Consider the following 2,475-nt stretch of genomic DNA (forward strand, 5'->3'; position numbering starts at 1 on the left):
CCGCGGAACCTCCTCGAGGACGAGCACGTCGGGCCCCCCGAACTCGTGCTGGCGGATCGCGTGCATCGTCGGCGCGGACATCGCGCGGAAGGCTACGGCCCGGGTCAGCGCACGGGTTCCTGGGTCGAGGACTCGAACGCCGACACGGTCGCCGCGAACGACGCGGTCTCGCGCAGGCGGCGGAGGTCGTCGGCGACGCCGAAGAGCTCGGCCGAGGTCGGCGCGCGGCCGTCCACCCACGTGTCGTGGAGGCGGTCGAGCTCGCCCAGGACGAGGTCGGTGAGGAGCCAGAGCTCGAGCTGCGGGTAGGGCGGGACGGGTTCCACGGAGCGGAAGGTACGGCCGCTCCCCCGGCCTGGCTAGTTGGATGTCCGTCCCCGCGCCGGCGGGGCCGTCCGGCGGCCCGTGGACGTTCGTCCCCTCACCCCGGGCGAGGCTCACGGCGCCGGTCGTCCAGTGGGCGTGGACGGTGGCACCGCCGAGGTTGCCCGGACGCCGGACACCCCGGGAGCCGGCGGCCGGAACACCGCCTCGCCCGGCCGAGCGCAGCCGCTCAGCCGGCCTCGCCGACCTGTTCGCGCAGCCACTCCTGCAGCACGGCGTTGCTGCGCAGCCCGAGGTCCACGATCGGCCGGAACCTGGACGCACCACCGTCGCCGTCGAGCTCGGCCGCGGTCGCCGCGAGGGCGGCGCCCTCGCGCTCCGCCGCGGCCAGCTCGCGGCGCAGGACGGCCGTCCGCTCCTCCGGCTCCAGCAGGAACAGCAGGAACCCCCGGAGCAGCGGCTCGTTGCGGACGTCGCGGTTGGGCTCCGTCTCCGTCAGCCAGCGACGGAGCTCCGCACGGCCGTCCGCCGTCACCGCCCACGTGCGGCTGCGGCGCGAGCCGTGGGCGATCACCTCGACGAGCCCGCGGTCCTCGAGCCGGCCGAGCTCGGGGTAGATCTGCGAGTGGCTCGCGTGCCAGGCGTTGCCGAGCGACGCCTCGAACCGCTGCCGGAGCTCGTACCCCGTGCCGGGCTGGGAGGCGAGCAGGCCGAGCAGCGCGTGCGGGAGCGACATGCGCCGATCTTATGCCGAATCGCACATGTCTAGATTGATATATAACTCCCGGCATATGGAGAGCTCAGGCGCATCGGCCGCAGCAACACCGGACGTCGCCCGGCCGCGCCTCCTCCTGGCCGCCGTGGTCGCCGGGCTGTTCCTCGCGATGCTCGACCAGACGATCGTCGGCACCGCCCTGCCCGAGATCGTCGACCGGCTGCACGGTGCGTCGGGCTACGCGTGGGTCGTCACGGCGTACCTCGTGACGGCCACGGTCTCGCTCCCGCTCTACGCCCGGCTCTCCGACCGCCACGGCCGGCGTCTGCTCCTGCTCGTCGGCATGGGGCTCTTCGCCACCGGGTCGGTCCTGTGCTCGCTCGCCCCGTCGATGGCGTGGTTGATCGCGGCGCGGGCCGTCCAGGGACTCGGCGCGGGCGCGCTCGAGGGCCTCTCGTTCGTCCTCGTCGCGGACCTCTACCGCGGCCGGCGCAGCGCCGCGCTCCAGGGTGCGCTGGCCGGGCTGATGGGCGTCGCGTTCCTGCTCGGCCCGCTGATCGGCGGCGCGTTGACCGACCACGTCGGCTGGCGGTCGATCTTCCTCGTCAACGTGCCGGTCGCCGTGGTCGCGTTCGCCGTCGTGGCGCACGTGCTGCCCGCGTCGCTCGGCCGCAGCGAGGACCGGGCCGTCCCGCTCGACGTCGCGGGCATCCTGCTCCTGACCGCGGCCGTCGCGCTGGTCCTGGTGGCCACGACCGGCCTGTCTCCCGACGACGCGCGGACGCACGGGCACTGGGCGCGCTGGGACACCGGCGGCCTCCTCGTCGGCGGGCTCGCGCTCGCGGCGGCGTTCGTGCGCGTCGAGCGCCGGGCCGCCGCCCCGGTCGTGGCGCCCGCGCTGTTCGCCGACCGGCGCACCGCCGCGCTGCTCGTCGCCGGCGCGGCCGTGACCTTCGGCCTCTACGCGGGCGTGCTGCTCCTGCCGCGGTACTTCCAGGAGACCCGGCACGTCGACGCCACCGGTTCCGGACTCCTGATGTACCCGCTGCTGCTCGGCCTCCTGGTCGCTGTCAACGTCGGGGCGACCGTGGTCGACCGGACCCGCGCGCTGCGCGCCACGCTCCTGTGCGGGTGCGCGCTGACGGCGGCCGGCGCCCTCGGGTTCGCGACGTTCGGGGACGGCAGCCCGGACTGGTACGCGATGGCCTTCATGGGCCTGCTCGGCGCCGGGATGGGTCCCGCCCTGTCCGGCGTCCAGATCGCGCTGCAGCGGACCCTCCCCGCCGCGCGGGTCGGCGGCGCGATCGGCACCCTCCTGCTGCTGCGCCAGCTCGGCGGGTCGGTCGCCCTCGTGGCCAGCCGGGCTTCGAGGAGAACCCGGGCGACTTCTGGTCGATCGAGTGCGTGGACGTCTACAAGTCGTTCGGCCGCAAGCC

General features: G+C 74.9%; 3 protein-coding genes. 1 reads left to right on the forward strand and 2 read right to left on the reverse strand.

Annotated elements, in window-relative coordinates:
* Nucleotides 1-104 precede the first annotated feature (104 nt).
* The gene (locus tag AB0L40_RS27590) at nt 105-326 is read right to left on the reverse strand and encodes a hypothetical protein (protein ID WP_364361977.1); all 222 of its coding nucleotides are present in this window, start codon (nt 324-326) and stop codon (nt 105-107) included.
* A 227-nt stretch (nt 327-553) separates the two neighbouring features.
* Nucleotides 554-1,060, reverse strand: coding sequence for a PadR family transcriptional regulator (locus AB0L40_RS27595; protein ID WP_364361979.1), 507 nt, complete (start codon nt 1,058-1,060; stop codon nt 554-556).
* A 55-nt stretch (nt 1,061-1,115) separates the two neighbouring features.
* Between AB0L40_RS27595 and AB0L40_RS27600 the strand changes: the two genes are divergently transcribed.
* The coding region (locus AB0L40_RS27600; RefSeq protein WP_364361981.1) for an MFS transporter at nt 1,116-2,475 on the forward strand (1,360 nt) is incomplete at its 3' end.

The organism is Patulibacter sp. NPDC049589 (assembly GCF_040675535.1).
Taxonomy (GTDB): domain Bacteria; phylum Actinomycetota; class Thermoleophilia; order Solirubrobacterales; family Solirubrobacteraceae; genus Patulibacter.